This is a genomic window from Synechococcus sp. R65.1, assembly GCF_047461755.1.
Lineage (GTDB): Bacteria > Cyanobacteriota > Cyanobacteriia > Thermostichales > Thermostichaceae > Thermostichus.
Genome location: NZ_JANSHU010000006.1, coordinates 25,489 through 39,827 on the forward strand (window position 1 = coordinate 25,489; position 14,339 = coordinate 39,827).

At 59.8% G+C, this 14,339-nt stretch carries 13 protein-coding genes; 3 read left to right on the plus strand and 10 right to left on the minus strand.

Annotated features, from left to right (window positions below; all coding sequences use genetic code 11):
* Nucleotides 1–112: 112 nt before the first annotated feature.
* The 6 genes from NW814_RS04265 to rpmH form a co-directional block, all read right to left on the minus strand.
* Nucleotides 113–1,462, minus strand: coding sequence for an adenylosuccinate synthase (locus NW814_RS04265; RefSeq protein WP_414393723.1), 1,350 nt, complete (start codon nt 1,460–1,462; stop codon nt 113–115).
* 138 nt (nt 1,463–1,600) lie between these two features.
* The gene (locus NW814_RS04270; RefSeq protein WP_414405325.1) at nt 1,601–3,118 is read right to left on the minus strand and encodes a S41 family peptidase; all 1,518 of its coding nucleotides are present in this window, start codon (nt 3,116–3,118) and stop codon (nt 1,601–1,603) included.
* Nucleotides 3,119–3,253: 135 nt separating this feature from the next.
* Nucleotides 3,254–3,841: a Uma2 family endonuclease gene (locus NW814_RS04275; protein ID WP_414401362.1), complete on the minus strand. Its 588-nt coding sequence runs from the start codon at nt 3,839–3,841 to the stop codon at nt 3,254–3,256.
* An 87-nt stretch (nt 3,842–3,928) separates the two neighbouring features.
* Nucleotides 3,929–4,807 carry an SH3 domain-containing protein gene (locus NW814_RS04280; protein WP_414405326.1) on the minus strand — a complete coding sequence of 293 codons (879 nt, stop codon included), beginning with the start codon at nt 4,805–4,807 and terminating at the stop codon, nt 3,929–3,931.
* Nucleotides 4,808–5,394: 587 nt separating this feature from the next.
* On the minus strand, nt 5,395–5,766 hold the full coding sequence (rnpA, locus tag NW814_RS04285; RefSeq protein ID WP_414393714.1) for a ribonuclease P protein component: 372 nt from the start codon (nt 5,764–5,766) through the stop codon (nt 5,395–5,397).
* Nucleotides 5,767–5,834: 68 nt separating this feature from the next.
* On the minus strand, nt 5,835–5,975 hold the full coding sequence (rpmH, locus tag NW814_RS04290; protein ID WP_414393711.1) for a 50S ribosomal protein L34: 141 nt from the start codon (nt 5,973–5,975) through the stop codon (nt 5,835–5,837).
* 217 nt (nt 5,976–6,192) lie between these two features.
* Between rpmH and dnaA the strand changes: the two genes are divergently transcribed.
* The gene (gene dnaA / locus NW814_RS04295; protein ID WP_414405375.1) at nt 6,193–7,596 is read left to right on the plus strand and encodes a chromosomal replication initiator protein DnaA; all 1,404 of its coding nucleotides are present in this window, start codon (nt 6,193–6,195) and stop codon (nt 7,594–7,596) included.
* An 83-nt stretch (nt 7,597–7,679) separates the two neighbouring features.
* Nucleotides 7,680–8,309: a hypothetical protein gene (locus NW814_RS04300; protein WP_414405327.1), complete on the plus strand. Its 630-nt coding sequence runs from the start codon at nt 7,680–7,682 to the stop codon at nt 8,307–8,309.
* Here the strand turns inward: NW814_RS04300 and NW814_RS04305 are convergent.
* The 3 genes from NW814_RS04305 to NW814_RS04315 form a co-directional block, all read right to left on the minus strand.
* The gene (locus NW814_RS04305; RefSeq protein WP_414405328.1) at nt 8,306–9,127 is read right to left on the minus strand and encodes a class I SAM-dependent methyltransferase; all 822 of its coding nucleotides are present in this window, start codon (nt 9,125–9,127) and stop codon (nt 8,306–8,308) included. The genes NW814_RS04300 and NW814_RS04305 overlap by 4 nt on opposite strands.
* 90 nt (nt 9,128–9,217) lie before the next feature.
* On the minus strand, nt 9,218–11,104 hold the full coding sequence (gene ftsH, locus NW814_RS04310; protein ID WP_414405329.1) for an ATP-dependent zinc metalloprotease FtsH: 1,887 nt from the start codon (nt 11,102–11,104) through the stop codon (nt 9,218–9,220).
* A gap of 80 nt (nt 11,105–11,184) precedes the next feature.
* Entirely contained in the window at nt 11,185–12,090 is a 906-nt protein-coding gene (locus NW814_RS04315) for an SDR family NAD(P)-dependent oxidoreductase (RefSeq protein ID WP_414405330.1), read from the minus strand.
* A gap of 129 nt (nt 12,091–12,219) precedes the next feature.
* Between NW814_RS04315 and NW814_RS04320 the strand changes: the two genes are divergently transcribed.
* Nucleotides 12,220–13,218 (plus strand): ribose-phosphate pyrophosphokinase, encoded by a 999-nt coding sequence (locus NW814_RS04320; protein ID WP_414405331.1) that lies wholly within the window; start codon nt 12,220–12,222, stop codon nt 13,216–13,218.
* A 22-nt stretch (nt 13,219–13,240) separates the two neighbouring features.
* On the opposite strand, the gene NW814_RS04325 is transcribed toward NW814_RS04320, so the two are convergent.
* Nucleotides 13,241–14,314 (minus strand): septal ring lytic transglycosylase RlpA family protein, encoded by a 1,074-nt coding sequence (locus NW814_RS04325; RefSeq protein WP_414405332.1) that lies wholly within the window; start codon nt 14,312–14,314, stop codon nt 13,241–13,243.
* Nucleotides 14,315–14,339: the final 25 nt, after the last annotated feature.

Here is a 14,339-nt window from a genome sequence, read left to right on the forward strand (position 1 = left end):
CTTAAGTGAAGCAGTGGCGGCAACTCCAAGGGTTCCCTCGACCCCTCGGGGCGGCCCAAGCTGGGGCTGGCTTTGCCAAAGCAGTGCTCCCCAGGGGACTAGCCGCCGATCCTCAGTCCGGCATGAGGGCGTGAACCTGCTTGCTGCCGTTGGGGTAGAGCAGAGCGCGCTTAGGGCCGTGGATGGGATCCTCGACAATGATGGTCTCGTCGCGGCTGGCCCCCAGCGAGACAATGGCAATCGGCACCTGCATCAACTGGGCCAAAAACTTCAGGTAGTCGTAGGCTTCGGGGGGCAAGTCCTCAACGGAGCGGCAGCCTTTGGTGGAGCACCTCCAGCCGGGCAGGGTTTTGTAGATGGGTTTGCACTGGGCAAAGACCCGAGCGTCACTGGGAAAGTGGTGGATCTCACGGCCCTGGTACTCGTAGGCCACACACACCTTGATTTCGTCCAGAGCATCCAGGACATCCAGCTTGGTGATGGCCAGGCAGTCGAGGCCGTTGATGCGCACAGCGTAGCGCCCGATGACGCCATCAAACCACCCACAGCGCCGCTGCCGCCCGGTAGTGGTGCCGACTTCGCCGCCGGCAGATTGCAAATAGGCGCCAATCTCGTCTTTCAGTTCGGTGGGGAAGGGGCCTTCGCCGACGCGGGTGGTGTAAGCCTTGGCTACCCCGATCACCCGGTCGATGCTGGTGGGGCCAACTCCAGCCCCCACGCAGGCGCCGCCAGCAATGGGATGAGAGGAGGTGACGTAGGGGTAGGTGCCATAGTCAATGTCCAGCAGCGTACCCTGCGCCCCCTCAAAGAGGATGTTCTGCCGCTCCTCGATGGCTTGGGTGAGAAGCAGGGCGGCGTCGGTAACATAGGGGCGCAGCCGCTCGGCATAGGCCAGGTATTGTTCGATAATCGGCTCGGGATCTAAGGGGGGCAGGTTGTAGATCTTCTCCAGCAAAACATTCTTGTAGGGAATGGCCCAACTGAGGCGCTCCCGCAGTTGGTCCGGGTACATCAAGTCCACGACGCGGATGCCCATGCGCTCGGCCTTGTCGGCATAGGTGGGGCCAATGCCTCGCCCAGTGGTGCCCAGCTTGTAGATGCCGCGCCGCTCTTCTTCGGCCACGTCGATGAGGCGGTGGTAGGGCAAGGTTACGTGGGCCGTTTCGGCAATGTAGAGGTTGTGGGTGGAGATCCCCAGTTGGTGCAGCTGGTCGATCTCGGCCAGCAAGACTTCGGGATCGATCACCGTGCCGCTGGCGATGACGCAGCGCTTATCGGGGTAGAGAATGCCAGAGGGAATGAGGTGCAACTTAAAGGTCTGGCCCCCCACCACCACGGTGTGGCCGGCGTTGACGCCGCCTTGGTAGCGGACGACCACATGGGCTTTTTCGCTGAGGAGGTCGGTAATTTTCCCTTTTCCCTCGTCGCCCCACTGGGCACCAACAACCACAACGTTTGCCAAAGGCTTCTCCCCCAGTCGGTAATGTAAACAGCACAAAAACCCCTCTTCCGGGGCCGCTGCACTAATTTACCCCATTGCTCCGGCTGGTGTTGAGGGCCTTTGACAAAAAGGTTAACAATCGATTAACTTTTTGCTCTCTCAACTCCCCGGCTTGAACAGGCCAATGGCGGTAACCCGGTTAGAGCCCACCGCAAAGGCAAAAGACAGGCCGAGGGCGTCGTAGTTGACATAGTAGCGGTCGTCGCGCAGGTATTCCCGGCTCCCTTTGGGATAGGGCACGACCTCGTTGTAGCCATTTTCCCCGGGGCCGCCGTAGGTGGCAATGACTTCCGAGTAGGTGGAGCCGATGCGGATCCCTTCGCCAGTCATGGCTTCGGGGTGGGTGGTGTAGATGCGGTCGGCAAAAAAGCTATTGAGGACGCCCGGACGGCGGTAGGCAAAGAGGATGTAGTCCTGCAAGTAGAAGATCTTCAGGTCGCTGTTGGGCTGAAAGACGTTGGCCCGTGACTCGGCGGGGATGAGATCCACGTTGCCCAAAAGGTGGGTGTCGACGTTGCGGGTATCCATGCCCAGGACAAAGCGACCGACGCGGCCCTCTTGAACCAGGACGGTGGGGCGGGGCGGGGGGCTGGGCTGGCGGGGGGGTAGGGCCAGGGCCTCTAGAGCGGCCTTTAGCCAAGCGTCCTCATCTCCCTCTACCTTTTGCAGGGGCACCAAGCCCTGGGCTAAGGAGCGTCCATCGCCGGTCTTCCAGGTGGCCACGGCCAGCTCCACCGCTGCGCCAGAAGGAAGGGCAAAGAAGCGGGTCTGCCGCTCGCTGCCTTGGGCGGTCTGTCCCACAATAACGGTGTTGCCGCTAGCTCCCAACTGAGCTGCCAGGAGGGTGGCCCCCTGGCGGGTGTTGCTGTCGACAAGAACGACCAAGGGGATCCCGGCCGCTAGCGGCAGGTTTTCGCTGTTCCAGGGGGTGGACTGACCAAAGCGGTCTTCGGTAACCAGCAGCGGTTGCACGGAGCGAGGCAAAAATAGGCGCGCCACATCCGCTATCACTTGCGGGTCATAGCCCACCGACCCGCGCAGGTCGAGGACAATGCCCTGGCTGTAATCCTGGGTGTAGAGGGCTTGGCGGATCTGCTGGGCAGTGGCAGGGGTGAGCTCCGGCACTGCCAGATAAACCTGGCGCGGGCCCATCTGACGCGCCTGGAGAGGCGGGCGAGGACGGTTGAGCAGGTCCCTGAAGCTTTGCGGATCCCAGAAGCGATCGGCGGGATCCCCGTATTCGCGCAGGATCTCTCGAATCAGCTCGTACTCGACTTCGATAGGCGGGCGGGGATCCCTGTAGGTGCGGGTCAACAGGCGGCTGTAGAGGTCGTTGTAGTTGACCGCAGCAGCTTGCTTGCCCGCTTGCCAAGACTCGTTGATGAACAACCTCACCAGGTAGCGCAGATCCTGGCCCATTGGCGGGGAAGCGGCCGGGATCCTGGCAGCAGGGGACACCTCTGGGGACGGAGGAACTGGATCGACTCTCGGCTCCTCAACAGAGGGGACGACCGGCACCGGCGGCAAGCCTGGCTGTCCCATCACTTTGCCAGGAAGGGCTCCGCTGAGCGCCACGACCGTGCCCCATACCCGAATTGCCCGCGCAAACCCCTTCATGGTGGCCTGCCCTTGTTTGCAGATGCTGTGAATAGGATAAACTCTGGGCAATCTGCTCCACCCTGTCGGCAGGGCCAAATGCTTGTTTTTTAAGCCATTAAGACACTACCAGTTGTTTCCCCTTTTGCGGATCCCTTAGCTCTCGGCAGACCAAATTTTGCGGATGGGCAGGGTGAAGCCGGGGAGCACGTCTTCTCCCGACAAGGTTTCTGGGTCTTCCACTAGCTCCGGCGCCTGTCCTGCCCGGTAGATCATCACCCGCTTGGCCTTGGGATCCAAAAGCCACCCCAAGCGACAGCCGTTGTCCAAGTACTCCTGCATCTTGGCCTGGGCTTGAACCCAAGAATCGGTGGGCGAGAGGATCTCCACCACAAAGTCAGGACACAGGGGCAAGAATCCCCGGCGGGTCTGGGGATCCAGAGCCTCCCACTTTTCCAGCGGGATCCAGGCCAGGTCGGGAGAGCGGTCGCTGCCTGAGGGCAGAGAAAACCCCGTGGAAGAATCAAAGGTTTTGCCTCGGCCTGATTGGCGATTCCAGAGGGTTAGCTCTGTGGTGATCTCTGCATTCCAGTGGCCAACTTCACCGCCAGTGGGGGACATGATCACCAGCTCTCCTCGGGCAGTGCGCTCTAGCTTTAGCTCAGGATTGGCCGCACATAGCCGGATAAAATCCTCTCGCGTCAGAGTCATCAAGGGGCTGAGATTGAGCGTCAAGGCCGTCATGGCATGAACTGGACATTCCCATGCAAAACTGGATTCCAGAATAACCCCCTGCTGAAGGGCAATAGGAAGCAATTGGGAGCCCTGGCTCTAGGGCTCTAGTTTATAAAGTCTCAGTCTGGTTTGGCTCTGATTCAACGTTTTCCAGGTCTTGAGAGTAGGGGAGAGAGTCTTGCTCTGGGCAATTTCCTGCTCGAAGTGTGTCCGGGCTTGAGGATGGATCCCTGCTGCGATGGCTTGCTGCAATACCTGACGACGCACCTCTTCAGTGTGCCTGTCAAGCACCATTTTCAGAGCATAAAACCGGTTGGTGGCAAGCTCGTTGAAGTGGGCCAGCGCTGCTTCGGCAAGGGATCCCTCTGCACCCCGATAGAGGTATCGCACCAGGGTATCGGCGACCTCTCTGGCCAATTCCCCCTCCAGAGAATGCAGAGCTTCTAGATTCTTTTCCACTTCTGCCAGGGAGTTGCCACAGGATACCCGTGTCAGACCCATCGATACCCAGCCCACCAATGGCTGCCGAATCTTGAGCCAGCCGTTGAGTACTTCCATGACCCGCACTTCGGTTCCATTGGGCAGTTGACCGATAACATTGCCTGCGGCTACAGCGGGTGTCGACCGTACATTAGTCGGCGGATTGGGATCCTCTATCTGAGTAATGCAGGGCAGGGGGACATCTGTGTACAAGGTGTCGTCGATCTCAACCTCCTTGCCGGCACTGCGAAGTGTATCAATTAGCCGACTGACAACATCTTTGGGCACATCTAGCACTGTCGAGAGCCAACTTTGATTAATGCTTAGCCCTGGCTCCCAGCCCGCCTGAGCCACCACTACCCACTGACCACTGTGTTTTTTAAGCAAATAGCAGCCATCAATTACCGGAAGGTCGCCAACTCCGGCAGAGACTTCAACCAGAGCATAGTTTTCGGCAATGGCGATTGCTCCGGTTTCCAGAGGATGAACCGGCACACCGGGAGATCGAGCTGCTGCTTGTCGGAGATACCCGTTGATCAATGGGTCGGTGAGCACAGCTTGCCTTATGGCAGTGCGATCACCAGAGCTGCCGGGGTTTGGCAAGGTTTGCGCGACCCAAGTTCTCGCTGTGGCAGCTGGCAAAGCCGACAAAACTTGAAGGGAAGCTGTAGGAGCTTCTGCCTTGGATCCACCTTCGTCCAGGAATTGCGCTGTTGGAGAAAAGACATTGCCGCCCAAAAGTAGTAGCGTTGGTGCTATCGACAATGCTGATGGGACTTTCCTCAGGCCCGGTCGGCAACTTTGCAATAGAAGAGCTTGCATTTTCCCCAAAGTCTCCTGGAAATGGTTTGCCCTGCCAAGTTTCTGGAATCTACGCTTGAAGCGAAGTTTTTTGCAGAAGTGCCCAAACGAGTAGAACTGTACGGCGATAACCAGGGCCTGTTTCTGCCCATTGCCCACCGCTTTTGGCAACCCTCAGAGTGTAGCATCGAGCCGGGAATTATCGCTGGTGTGGCCCGACTTCCTTGATAGCAAGCAAAGGATGACCTCAGGCTAGCATGGGTAGCCCAGCCTGCCCGCCCCTAGGAATTCGCCTCTGGGCTAGCGAGTAAATCGGCCTTCTGGAGAAGGTAGCGCACCTCTGCTTGCAGCTCCGGCCACTTGTAGGTAAGCAAATTGGGCTTGGGGATAAACAGCAGCTGATAGCCGGGCTTTAGCTGGGGACAGAGAAGGCGTATGGCCTCCCGCAAGCGACGTCGCAGCCGATTTCGCCGTACCGCCGATTTGTCTACCTTTTTGCTAACCGCCAGCCCCACCTGGCTAGGGATCCCTTCACCTCCTGCCGGCATTGGCTGAAACAGCAGGGTCAAGCCCGCCGTAGAACGCCGCTGACCTGCCTGGTAAAGTGCCTGAAATGCCCGCCGATCCCGCAAGCGATAAGGAGCAGGTAGCATGGTGGCGGCTCCCAGATCCCACCCCAAGTTAACACTTGCTTGTGCCTCTAGCAGGGGAGTTGGGTGCCTCAGCAAGCAGCCAGGCGATAACGCCCCTTGGCCCGCCGCCGCTTCAAGACTCGCCGCCCACCTGGGGTGCGCATTCTGGCTCGAAACCCAGAAACACGAATGCGTCTGCGATTGGTGCCACGAAGGGTACGCTGAGGCATGGTGAGAAACTAACTCGCAACTTCAACACAGCCCACCGCGGCTGGCGAGGGGGCAATCCAGTTCACCTAAAGACAGTTACTGAGAGGCCATGCTAGCAAACCTATCGGAAAATGGGTAGATTGGAGGCCCCACGCCAAGCAGTTAAATTGGGAATCCCGAGAGTGGAGGCACTGCTTAGCTCTCGGGGTTTGTGGTGTGTCGCTCTGGGTGTGTGGCGTGGATATCTCCCTAGATCAGCTCTGGGATCAGGCTCTGGGCCATCTACAAGTGCAGCTCAGCCGGCCAACCTTTGAGGCTTGGATCAAAACAGCACGGCCTGAGTCGTTAGTGGGCAACCGCCTCACCATCTCCACTCCCAGCGAATGGGCACGAGGCTGGCTGCAGAAGCACTATGCCTCTACCATCACCGAGGTGGTGCAGCGGGTAGCAGGGATCCCTTTGCAGGTAGAGTTTTCCGTTGCTCCCCAAGCCTTGGCTGCGGAAGAGCCTCCTTCGACAGTTGAGAGGCCAAGCTCCTACTGCGCTGGCAGTTTCCCGGATTCTGTTCCTCGGGGGCTGGAGGGGGGCAGCAGCTTACCTATGCGGGCACCAGAGCTCAACCCCAAGTATTCCTTCTCGCGGTTTGTGGTCGGCCCCAACAACCGCATGGCCCATGCTGCAGCCCTGGCCGTGGCTGACAAGCCGGGGCGGGCCTACAACCCTCTGTTTCTCTGCGGTGGCGTAGGGCTAGGCAAAACTCACCTGATGCAGGCAATTGGCCACTACCAGCTAGAGGCCAATCCCCGGGCTAAGGTCTTCTACGTGTCCACCGAGCGCTTTACCAACGATCTCATCGACGCCATCCGGCGGGACAGTATGCAGTCTTTTCGGGAGCAGTACCGAGATGTGGATATTTTGTTGGTGGACGACATCCAATTTATTGAAGGCAAAGAGTACACCCAGGAGGAGTTTTTTCACACCTTTAATACCCTCCATGAATCGGGCAAGCAGATTGTGCTGGCCGCCGACCGCTCCCCTCATCTAATCCCGCGGCTGCAGGAGCGGCTCTGTTCTCGGTTTTCAATGGGCTTGATTGCAGAAATTCAGCCGCCCGACATCGAGACCCGTATGGCCATCCTCAAGAAAAAAGCTGAGTATGAGGGGATGAGCTTGCCGCTGGAGGTCATCGAATATATTGCCACCACCTACACCAGCAACATCCGCGAGCTGGAGGGTGCCCTCATCCGGGCCGTTGCCTACGTCTCCATTTCTGGCTTGCCGATGAGTGTAGAGACGATTCGGCCCATCCTCAACCCTCCCAGCGAACCCAAGGAAATTACTCCCGATATGATTGTTGATGTAGTCTGTGAGGAATTTGGCATCGACCGAGAGAGCTTATTGGGATCTTCCCGCAGGCGGGACGTCAGTCATGCACGTCAAATCGCCATGTTTTTGATGCGCCAACATACCCGTCTCAGCTTGCCCAAAATTGGCGACTACTTTGGTGGAAAAGATCACACCACCGTTCTCTATAGCTGTGAAAAAATTAGTCAGTTGCAGCGGGAAGATTTGCAACTTGAGCGGCAACTGCAAAACCTGTCGCAGCGGCTGCGGATCATGGCCAACAGCCGAAACAAATAGTTTTCGGCCAGGTGGGGCTGGCAGGGAGGGGGGAAGTGGGCAGAGGGCTTTGCTTGGGTGTGTTGCTCCTTGGAGCTGGACTGATGCCCCGGTGGCCAGCCTGGGCCAATTTGACCTCAACCGCCCAGGGAGATACTTTGGGGCTGGAGGGCCAAATCGATAGCCCCGTGTTGCGCCGCTGGCTGCAAGGCCCGCCCAATCTCCTGGAAGAAATCCGCAATACTCCCGCTTTGCCCACCCGTTTGCAGGCGGGTTTTGAGTCGGCTTCTGCGTGGCGAATTGCCTTGCAGGACTTGCGCTTGGGGGATCGCCTCACCCTCAGCGGCGACTATCGCCAATCTTCTGAGAACCCAGTAGTCCGCCAGTACGGCTTAGAGGTGCGCTACTTTCTTGCCCCTATGGGATCCCGCTTCAATCTAGCCCCCCAACTGGGCTACCGCGCCTTGGAATTGGAACAAGAGAACCGCCGCCTCAGGGGTGTGAGCTATGGGGCCTTCGTTGTCTTGTCCCTAGCTCTCCAAGCTGCCGACTTAACCGCCAGCTACACCTGGCTGACCCCTCAGGAGCCAGGAGAAGTCCAGGTTACCCTGGCGGAGCTTACAGCTGCCTACGCTATCAGCCCTTCCTTTCGTCTTGCTGCCCACTACAGCCTGCGCCACTCCACCCTAGCGCGGGAATCCAGCTTTGGAGTTGGCCTGGAGTGGATCCCTTAGCGGCGCACCGCCTGCACAAAAGCTACCCAGCCAAAACTGAGATAGCGCTCCAACTGCAGCCCTGCTGCTTCCAGGTGCTGGCGCAGCTCATCGGCAGAGAAAAAGCGGAGTCCTGTCGTCTCCAGCCAGCGCTGCACCACCTGCCCCCACCCCTGAACCTGCTGACTGTGCATGGACACCAGGACGCCTCCGGGACGCAAGATGCGAGCCACTTCCTCCAGACAGGGATCCAACGGCACCTCGTTTAAGGTGGCGCCGCTAATTACTGCCCCAAAGGCTCCAGAGGCCAGGGGAAGCTGCTCCGCCCGCGCCCGCACCAGGCTGTAGTGCTGCCATTGGGGCTGGGCTTGTTGGGCTGCCTCTGCCAGCACCCCCGCCGCATTGTCCAGACCAATCACCGTCCGCTGCGGATCCCTGGCTAGGAGGAGGCGGCTCCAGTACCCTCCTGCCGTGCCTAGGTCCAAGACCGGATCTGCCTCTCCCACCAGCTCGGCCAGCAATTGGCCTTCTCGCTCGCTGCCAAAGCTTTCCCCCGACAACAGCGACAGGGCCCAGGGCCGCCAGAGGCGGTCGTAGCCCCAGGCAAAGCCGGGCAGATGGGCAATGGCTTGGGCTGGAGTGAGGGGCAACGCTGGCGAGGTGGCTAGAAAATCCACTGCCCCGGAAGGGAGGATGGGGTAAACCTGGCCACAGCGAGAACAGTAAACCCGATCCACAGCAAATCCTGGCTCCCGCGCTGGCGGCAGGCTCAGCCCTTCCTGACCACAGCTGAGGCAGCGGTAAAGATGAGCTGGCAGAGCAGACGGAAAAGAGCGCATGAGAGAACCCGACTCAAAAGGACAGTTGCCAGGCCACGACCCCGACAACTACCCCCTTAAGCTAGTCCATTCGGCAGTCAGAGGGGATCCCTAGGCTGTCTTTGGGCTGGGCAAGCCAATCTTCTCGGGAATGGGAACGTACTCGGCCACAATGGCCCGAAACTCGTCCCCATCCAGGGTTTCCCGCTCCACCAAGGTGTCGGCCAGACGATCCAGCAGGGCGCGGTGCTCGAGCAGGATCTGCTTGGCTTTCTGGTAGCAGCTTTCCAGGATTTGCCGCACCTGCCGATCGATCTTAGCCGCCACATCTTCGGAGTACTCGACGCGGTTCATCCAGCCGCCGCCCAAAAAGACTTCGTTGTTGGGTGGATCCCACATCAGCGGCCCCAACTCGGACATCCCAAAGCGGGTCACCATTTGCCGCACCAGGTTGGTGTTTTGCTGCAGGTCGTTGCTGGCCCCCGTCGTCACTTCCGAGTAGCCAAAGACAATCTCCTCCGCTGCCCGACCGCCAAAACCGACCACCACCCGATCCAACAGCCAGGCGCGGCTGTACATGCCGGAGTCAATCTGCTCCTCGTTGGGCAGTTGCTGGGCAAAACCGCCGGCACCCCCAGAACGAGGGATGATGGTCACCTTGTTCAACGGATCCGCATGGGGCAAGAGGGTCATCAACAGGGCGTGGCCGCACTCGTGGTAAGCAATTAGGCGCTTGCTCTTCCCGTCCAACAGCGGCGGCTTGGTCAGGCCGATGGTGATGCGGTCGAAGGCGTCGTCGATGTCCTGGTTGGTGATGGCCTTATGCTGGCGACGGGCCGCCAGGATGGCCGCCTCGTTGAGCAGGTTGGCCAGATCAGCGCCGGCAAAACCAGGGGTACGGCGGGCAATAGCTTCGAGGCTGACCTCTTCCGCCAGCTTCTTGTTGCGGGCATGCACGCGCAAGATCTCGTAGCGGCCCTTAAAGCTGGGTCGATCCACCGTGATCTGGCGGTCGAAGCGTCCAGGCCGCAGGAGAGCCGCATCCAGCACATCCGGACGGTTGGTTGCGGCAATAACGATGACACCCGAGTTGCCCTCAAACCCATCCATTTCCGTCAGCAACTGGTTAAGGGTTTGCTCGCGCTCGTCGTTGCCGCCACCAATGCCAGCCCCCCGCTGCCGACCCACGGCGTCGATCTCGTCAATGAAAACGATGCAGGGGGCGTTTTCCTTGGCTTTCCTGAAGAGATCTCGCACCCGCGAGGCCCCCACGCCGACGAACATCTCCACAAACTCGGAGCCGGAAAGGCTGAAAAAGGGCACTCCTGCCTCGCCGGCAATCGCCTTGGCCAAGAGGGTCTTCCCCGTCCCCGGGGGCCCCACCAACAACACGCCTTTGGGGATCTTTGCCCCCACGGCCGTGAAGCGCTCCGGCTTCTTCAGGAAGGTGACCACCTCCTGCAGCTCTTCTTTGGCCTCATCGATCCCGGCTACGTCGTCGAACGTAACGCCAGTTTTGGCTTCCATTTGGAAGCGGGCCCGCGACTTGCCAAAGTTGATGGCCTGCCCAGGGCCACCCACTCCCCCACCTGCCCGGCGCAGGAGTAAGAACAGGCCCCCTAGAAGCATCAGGGGAATCACCAGGTTGCCTAGAATGGCCCAGAAGGCGCTGCCATCGCGGCTAGGCACCACCGTCACCTCGATCCCCTTCTCAGTAAGGCGGTCTACCAGTTGCGGCACAGTCGTAGGCAGTAGGTTGACCCGATAGCGGGTGGAGCGCTGCGTCTGGGGATCAATAGCCGTAACTTCTGCCACCAGGTTGTTGTCTAGAAGGCGCACATCGGTAACGCGCCCCTCCTCGACATAGCGCAAGAAGCGGTCGTAGGTAAGGGCAGAGGCCAAGGCGGCGTGAGCAGGATCTAGGCTAAAGCCCTGCCAGAGACAAAAGCCCAGCACAAGAGCCATCAACCAGCGCTGGGGGGAAAGCAGCTTGTTCATAAGGAAGAAGGACACCCCATCATTAAAAGTCCTTTAACAAACTTAACCTCTTGCTCCTACCAGGCACAACCCCACAGAGGCTAGGGGATCCCGGCGGCAGTAGGTTCCTTTGCCCTAGCGGGCACCGGGGCCGAGATAGGGAGGCCATAGACACGTCGCCACATAGCGTCAGCTAGAGCGGCCGGCATTAGCCGCATCAGCCCCAGAGCCAACTTGCCGCCTGTAAAAGCAGTGTAGCGGTCGGAAGGATGAGGGTCGGTCATGGCCCGTAGGATCGGCTCTACCACCTTTTCCACTGGCCAGGCCATTCTGTTAAAAGAGCGGGCCAGCTCGGCAGCTTTGCCCAAGATGGCCTTGTAGGGGCCGTTGGGATTGACAACGGCAGCAAAGGTCTCTTCAGCCACGCGGCTAAACTCGGTGGCCACCGGCCCCGGCTCGATCACAATAACTTTGATGCCAAAGGGAGCTACTTCCACCCGCAAGGCATCGCTGAGGGCCTCCACGGCAAACTTGGTGGCGTTGTAGACGCCGCTGAAGGGCATCGAGATCTGGCCAGCCACGGAGCTGAGGTTAAGGATGCGGCCGCTGCCCCGTTCCCGCATGTGGGGCAAGAGGGCGCGGGTAAGGGCGTGCAGGCCAAACACATTGACCTCAAACTGGCGCCGCATCGCCGCCACATCCACCTCTTCCACGGGCCCCATTTGGCCGTAGCCGGCGTTGTTGATCAAGATGTCCACCCGGCCAAAGTGCTCTAGGGCCTTTTGGGCCAGCGCCTCCACCTGGGCGGTATCGGCCATGTCGGTGGGCACTGCCAGCGCCTCTACTCCGTGCTTCTCCACCAAGGTTTTGACCTCTTGCAGCAGCTTCGCGCGGCGGGCCGCTAGCACCAGGCAAGCTCCGCGTTTGGCTGCTTCCAGGGCGACGGCCTTCCCAATGCCGGCAGAGGCCCCCGTAATCAGCACCACCTGATTGGCAAGTGAAGGCATGGCTTTCCTCCCTGCAAACTTTCTCCATCCTAGAGGGACTTCAACCTAGTTGCTTAGGGGGGAAAAGCTGATGCTACGATAGCGAAGCATGCCTTCGGGCGCTACTACGGACGAGTTCAACACCGATCTGTGGTTCGCTCTGCCCCCTTTCTTCGTCCCTCCCCGCCGCCGCCTGTTTCTGAGAGCAACCGACTGAAGATATTTTCCGGCAGTGCCAATCCAGCCCTGGCCCAGGAGGTAGCTCGATATTTGGGCTTGGATCTAGGGCCAATCCTGCGCAAGCGCTTTGCCGATGGCGAGCTGTACATTCAAATCCAGGAGTCAATTCGCGGCGCTGATGTTTACTTAATCCAACCCACCTGCCGCCCAGTCAACGATCACCTCATGGAGCTGTTGGTGATCATTGACGCCTGCCGCCGCGCCTCTGCCCGCCAGATCACTGCCGTTTTGCCCTACTACGGCTACGCCCGCGCCGACCGCAAGACTGCAGGGCGGGAAGCCATCACCGCCAAGCTGGTGGCCAACATGATTACTCAGGCGGGAGCCCACCGGGTGCTGGCCATGGATCTGCACTCGGCCCAGATCCAGGGCTACTTCGACATCCCCCTTGACCACGTCTATGCCCAGCCGGTTCTTCAGGCCTACCTCAAGGAAAAGGGCCTGCTGGAGGAAGACATTGTGGTTGTGTCTCCTGACGTGGGCGGCGTGGCCCGGGCTCGGGCTTTTGCCAAAAAACTCAAGGAAGCTCCGCTAGCCATCATTGACAAGCGCCGCCAGGCCCACAACGATGTGGAGGTCATGAACCTCATCGGCGACGTGCGGGGCAAGATTGCCATCCTTGTGGATGACATGATCGACACGGCGGGCACTATCTCTGAAGGGGCAAAGTTGCTGCGCAAGGCAGGAGCCAAGGCAGTTTACGCCTGTGCCATTCATCCCGTCTTTTCCGATCCCGCTATTGAGCGCCTGCGGGGTGGCCTCTTTGAAGAGGTGATTGTCACCAACACCATTCCTGTTCCTCCAGAGAAGCAGTTTCCCGGCCTCACCATCCTTTCGGTGGCCAGTGTCCTAGGGGAAGCCATCTGGCGTATCCACGAAGATAGCTCCGTCAGCAGCATGTTCCACTAACTGAGCTACCTTCGCCTCTACTCTAGCGGCGCCGCAGCACTTCCAGGCGCACTGGGGCAAGTCCTGCGCGGACCATGCCCAGGGCTTCTGCCGCCCGCAAGGAGAGGTCGATGATCCGACCTGGGATAAAGGGGCCGCGATCGTTGATGCGCACCACTGCCTGGCGGCCATTTTTCAGGTTGGTTACCCGCACCTCGGTCCCGAAGGGCAGAGTAGGGTGGGCTGCCGTCATCTCATGCCGAGTGGGGTGCAGGTCGTACCAGGAGGCGATCCCTTCCTGCACTCGCTCGACCATGAAAAGGGGATCCTGCTGAGCTGTCCTTTGCGGCGGCCGAGCGGCGGCCCTGGCAGGTAGAGTGGCAAGCTGCGGCAAGGCGGGAGCGGGGAGAGGAGGGGCATCCAGCAACAGCCGGCGCAGCCGATTGGCGGCCAAAAGGGCGGTATCCACTGGGCGTTGGCTATCCACCAGCAGCACGCCCTCGTCAATGCGCAACAGTTCCTGGTCGTTGACCTGAACGGCATAGAGGGGATCTCCGGCTTGGAACTCCGTCCAAGCTAGGGTGATGGTGGTGTCTTTCAAGGATCCCTGCGCCATTTGGTTGAGCTGGGCCACCAGAGAACTGGCCCGGAGCAGCGGCGGCTCCAAGCGAGGGTGCTCGATAAAGGTGACGATGGGCAAGTCCCGCACATAGACGGTTACTGCCTGCCGCCCGTCCATTGCGTAGGAGTAGAGGGTGGCAATGGGTTGAAGAGCAGGCTGCTGCTGTTCGCCAATCTTGAGGATAGGCTCTTCAGGTAGCGGGGAGAAACTTGCCTGAGGGGAAAAGTCCTGCAGGTTCAAGGTGCCAAGTTTTGCGGGAAGGGAAGCCTTGGACTGGGGAGCAAAGACCAGATCGGCAGCAGGGGAGAGCGAAGGGTTTTCCAGCGGTAGCTCTGTTGCGTGGGTGGGGGCAGATCCCCTGCGGGCTGACGCTTGGGCCCTTGCCTCACTCAGCAGGCCCATGGGCCAGCTCAGGGCTGTGACACAGAGACAGCTAACCAAGCCCAGCTTGGGGGCAGGAGCCAGTCCCTGTCCGAGCCATTTTTGAGTTCGCATGAGGCCGCGCTCCTCTTCAACTCGT

What these genes read in the sequence shown, in the direction of transcription:
- NW814_RS04270 (WP_414405325.1), bottom strand. Translation starts at nt 3,118, where the DNA reads ATGAAGGGGTTTGCGCGGGCAATTCGGGTATGGGGCACGGTCGTGGCG.
- NW814_RS04275 (WP_414401362.1), bottom strand. Translation starts at nt 3,841, where the DNA reads ATGACGGCCTTGACGCTCAATCTCAGCCCCTTGATGACTCTGACGCGA.
- rnpA (WP_414393714.1), bottom strand. Translation starts at nt 5,766, where the DNA reads ATGCTACCTGCTCCTTATCGCTTGCGGGATCGGCGGGCATTTCAGGCA.
- rpmH (WP_414393711.1), bottom strand. Translation starts at nt 5,975, where the DNA reads ATGCCTCAGCGTACCCTTCGTGGCACCAATCGCAGACGCATTCGTGTT.
- NW814_RS04300 (WP_414405327.1), top strand. Translation starts at nt 7,680, where the DNA reads ATGCCCCGGTGGCCAGCCTGGGCCAATTTGACCTCAACCGCCCAGGGA.
- NW814_RS04305 (WP_414405328.1), bottom strand. Translation starts at nt 9,127, where the DNA reads ATGCGCTCTTTTCCGTCTGCTCTGCCAGCTCATCTTTACCGCTGCCTC.
- ftsH (WP_414405329.1), bottom strand. Translation starts at nt 11,104, where the DNA reads ATGAACAAGCTGCTTTCCCCCCAGCGCTGGTTGATGGCTCTTGTGCTG.
- NW814_RS04315 (WP_414405330.1), bottom strand. Translation starts at nt 12,090, where the DNA reads ATGCCTTCACTTGCCAATCAGGTGGTGCTGATTACGGGGGCCTCTGCC.
- NW814_RS04325 (WP_414405332.1), bottom strand. Translation starts at nt 14,314, where the DNA reads ATGCGAACTCAAAAATGGCTCGGACAGGGACTGGCTCCTGCCCCCAAG.